Below are 3,694 nucleotides of genomic sequence, written 5' to 3'. Positions count from 1 at the left end.
CGGGCCAGGGCGGCATGCACCTGTCCCACCACGCGCGATTCCCCCTCGATCTCGTCGCTCAGGATGTGCGCCGCCACACCCAGGGCCGCTGCGGCCTCGGCCGCGGCCTCCAAGGCCTGCTGCGGCGTGGCAATCAGGTGCACTTCGTGGCCGTCGAAGACGGGATCGCCCGGCTTGGGCGTTTCCAGCTCGCCGCGCGCCCAGGCGGCTTCAATGTCCGCCGGCAGCGTCAGGCGGTAGCGGCGCACGATGGCCAGAGCGTCGGCGCAGGTCGTGGCATCGGGCACGGTGGGACCGCTGGCGATCACGCTGGGATCGTCGCCGGGCACGTCGGAGATCACGAGTGTGACTACCCGCGCCGGCGCACACAGCGCCGCCAGCCGTCCGCCTTTCAAGGCCGAGAGGTGCTTGCGCACGCAGTTCATCTCGCTGATCGAGGCGCCGCTGTCGAGCAGCGCGCGGTTGAGGGCCTGCTTGTCGGCCAGCGTCACGCCCGGCGCAGGGGCGCTGAGCAGCGCCGAGCCGCCGCCAGAGAGGAGGCACAACACGAGGTCGTCCCTCGTAAGGCCGCGGGTGAGCGTCATCATGCGCTGCGCGGCCGCCTGGCCCGCCGCATCGGGCACCGGGTGGGCCGCCTCGACCACCTCGATACGACCCGGCGCAGCCCGGTAGGCCGGGGGCACATGGCCGTAGCGCGTCACGACCAGGCCGCTCAGCGGTGCGTCTTTCGGCCACAGGGCATCGACGGCCGCGGCCATTGCCCCGCCGGCCTTGCCGGCGCCCAGCACCAGGGTGCGCCCACGTGGAGGCGGCGGCAGACGGCCGGCCAGGCATCGGTCCGGTTGCGCGCGTGCGATGGCCGCATCGAGCAGGTGGCGCAGCAAGGCACGGGGGTCGTCCAGGCGGGCGGGGGCGGTCATCGGCGGTCTCCATCGGCAGGGTCGGCAGCGGCGAGCCTACCTCAGCCGGCAGACAAGGTGGAGCACCATGCTCAAGCATGCTTGACCGGGCCTGCCTGAAGGTTCGAAGATGCCGCCTTCGAAGGGCCAGGACACGCTAGAACCCACAAAGCACACCATGGGCATACGGCTTCCCGTCGGACTCGAACTCGCCTCCTTCCGCCCTCGCCTCCTCGACGATCTGCGGGACTACGACCGCCAACGCTTCGTACGCGACCTCTCTGCCGGTTTCACCGTGGGTGTGGTGGCGTTGCCGCTGGCCATGGCCTTTGCCATCGCCTCGGGCGTCAAGCCCGAGCAGGGCCTCGTCACCGCGATCATCGCTGGCTTTCTCATCTCGGCGCTGGGGGGCTCCAGCGTACAGATTGGCGGGCCGGCCGGTGCCTTCATCGTCATCGTCTACGGCATCGTGCAGCGCTACGGCCTGGGCAACCTGCTCGTTGCCACCGTGTTGGCCGGTGGCCTGTTGTTCCTGATGGGCCTGTTCAAGCTCGGGGTCCTGGTGCGTTACATCCCGATCACCATCGTGATCGGCTTCACCAACGGCATCGCGGTGCTGATCGCGCTGTCTCAGGTGAAGGACCTGCTGGGCCTGTCGATCGATGCGCTGCCGGCCGACTTCTTCGGCCAGCTCGCGACGCTGGGCCGCCACCTGCACGGTTTCAACCCGATGGCGCTGGGCCTGGGCCTGGCCTGTCTGGCCATCGTCATCCTCTGGCCCAAGCTCTATGCGCTGCCGGCCATCGCCCGCTCGCCTGCGCAGCGCGCTCTGAAGGTGGTGGCCCGCCTGCCAGGCACCATCGTCGCGCTGGGCCTGGCCACCGCGCTCACCGCCCTGTTTGCTCTGCCGGTGGAGACCATCGGCTCGCGCTTCGGCGGCATTCCCCAGGCCCTGCCCACCTTGCAGTGGCCGGCCTTTTCGTGGGACGGCATCCGCCAGCTCTTCATCCCCACGCTCACGATTGCGATGCTGGGCGCCATCGAGTCGCTGCTGTGCGCGCGGGTGGCCGACAACCTGAGCGAACGCCCTCGCCACGACCCCAACCAGGAACTGATGGGCCAGGGCGTGGCCAACATGGTCGTGCCCTTCTTCGGCGGCATCCCGGCCACGGGCACGATTGCACGCACGGTCACCAACGCCCGCTCGGGCGCCACCAGCCCGGTGGCGGGCATGGTGCATGCGCTCACGCTGCTGGTCGTGGTGCTGGTAGCCGCACCGCTGGCCTCGCAGGTGCCGCTGGCGGCTTTGGCCGGCATCCTGCTCTTCGTGGCCTGGAACATGGGCGAATGGCGCGAGTTCGTGCGCTTGCGCCAGTTCTCGGTGCCCTATCGAGTGTTGCTGGTGGGCACCTTCGTGCTCACCGTGGTGTTCGACCTCACCGTGGCGGTGGAGGTCGGCCTGGTGATGGCCTGCGTGTTCTTCATCTACCGCATGAGCACGCTGTTTCGCATCGAGCCGCTGCCCCTGCCGGCGGGCGTGCCCGACACGGTGCAGGCGATGAAGCTTTATGGCGCCCTGTTCTTCGGGGCCGTGGCCAAGGTGGAAGCCATCACGCAGCGCCTGCGCCCGGGCATCCGGGTGCTGGTGCTGGAGATGCACCGCCTGATCTCCATCGACACCACCGGCCTGGACGCGCTGGAGCAGTTGCACCGCAGCCTGCAGCGCCGGGGCATCCGTCTGGTGCTGTGCGACCTGAACGAGCAGCCGCGCAGCTTGATGGAGCGCTCGGGCTTTGCCGCCCACCTGGGCGCGCACAACCTCGTGCCCGACCTGCACGCCGCGGTGGCCGCTGCGGCCGCCTGAGCGATCGGCCGGGGATCAGCCACACAGGGCGCGAATGTCTTCCGGGATGGGCACGGCGCGGATGGCGTGCGGGTCCTCGCCGGTGCGCTGTGCAAACACGCGCACTTCGGTGCATTCGCACAGCAGCTCGGCGCCGCGCAGGATGCGATGCTTCATCACGAAGCTCTTGGCGCGCCATTCGGGGATGTGGGTCTCCACGATGATCTCGTCGCCGTAGCTGGCCGGGCGCACGAAGCGCGCCTGGGTGTCCACCAGCGGCGTGCCCAAGATGCCGGTGGTCTTTTCCAGCTCCTTCCAGGGCGGCACGCCGCAGGCGATGAAGAAGCGCCGCGAACCGGCGTCGAACCAGCGGAAGAAGTTGGGAAACCAGACGATGCCGGCCGGGTCGCAGTCGCCGAACTCGACATGGACGGGCAGGTGATGGATGCGGCTCATGGCGGACAGGAACTCAGGATGCAGGGCGCCGTTTGTACCACCGGATGGGCTGGGCCTTCACCGGACGGGGCGGCGCGCCATGCTGGACCAGGGCCTGGTCGAGCGCCTTGCCGGCATCGTCGGCCAGAGCGGCCGCGCGCGCCGCGCCGATGGCCGCTGCGCGCTGCTCGGGGGTCTCGAACGACGCCGCCGTCGCCAGGTGATCGAGCACGTGCAGCAGGTTGTCTTTGCCGCGCTCATTGGTCGAACCATAGCCCTTGATGAGCCGGCCGCATTCGGCGATTTCGTAGCCAAGCTGCCACAGCGTGCGCGTGCCCTGCTCCACGCCGGCCAGCCAGCGCTCGATCAGGGACTGCTCCAGCGCGAACCGGCTGCCACGGCGGCGCAGCCCCTTCAGGCTGGCCAGCACCCGCAGGGCCAGGAAGCCGCCGAGGGTGTGGGTACCGATCTTCAGGGGCAAGGCCAGAGGCTCCTTGCCGGCGGCGATGCGGCGCCG

Annotated in this window: 4 protein-coding genes; 1 reads left to right on the top strand and 3 read right to left on the bottom strand. The window is 69.7% G+C overall.

The genetic code is table 11. The annotated features are described in order from the left end of the window. Positions 1 to 920 (bottom strand): glycerate kinase (locus ACK42S_RS16435; RefSeq protein ID WP_409710036.1); only part of this gene is annotated, 920 nt, incomplete at its 3' end. A 157-nt stretch (positions 921 to 1,077) separates the two neighbouring features. Here ACK42S_RS16435 and ACK42S_RS16430 point away from each other — a divergent pair. After that, on the top strand, positions 1,078 to 2,763 hold the full coding sequence (locus ACK42S_RS16430) for a SulP family inorganic anion transporter (protein WP_409710033.1): 1,686 nt from the start codon (positions 1,078 to 1,080) through the stop codon (positions 2,761 to 2,763). A gap of 15 nt (positions 2,764 to 2,778) precedes the next feature. Here the strand turns inward: ACK42S_RS16430 and ACK42S_RS16425 are convergent, their stop codons facing one another. After that, entirely contained in the window at positions 2,779 to 3,198 is a 420-nt protein-coding gene (locus ACK42S_RS16425) for an acyl-CoA thioesterase (RefSeq protein WP_409710030.1), read from the bottom strand. A 13-nt stretch (positions 3,199 to 3,211) separates the two neighbouring features. Then, the coding region (locus ACK42S_RS16420; protein WP_409710027.1) for a DUF6537 domain-containing protein at positions 3,212 to 3,694 on the bottom strand (483 nt) is incomplete at its 5' end.

Source organism: Caldimonas sp., from assembly GCF_046289365.1.
Lineage (GTDB): Bacteria > Pseudomonadota > Gammaproteobacteria > Burkholderiales > Burkholderiaceae_C > Caldimonas.
The sequence above is the reverse complement of the archived record's forward strand: the minus strand, read 5'-3'. Positions and strand labels throughout refer to the sequence as shown.

Coding starts and splice junctions, on each gene's coding strand:
- ACK42S_RS16430 (WP_409710033.1), top strand. CDS start 1,078: ATGGGCATACGGCTTCCCGTCGGACTCGAACTCGCCTCCTTCCGCCCT.
- ACK42S_RS16425 (WP_409710030.1), bottom strand. CDS start 3,198: ATGAGCCGCATCCATCACCTGCCCGTCCATGTCGAGTTCGGCGACTGC.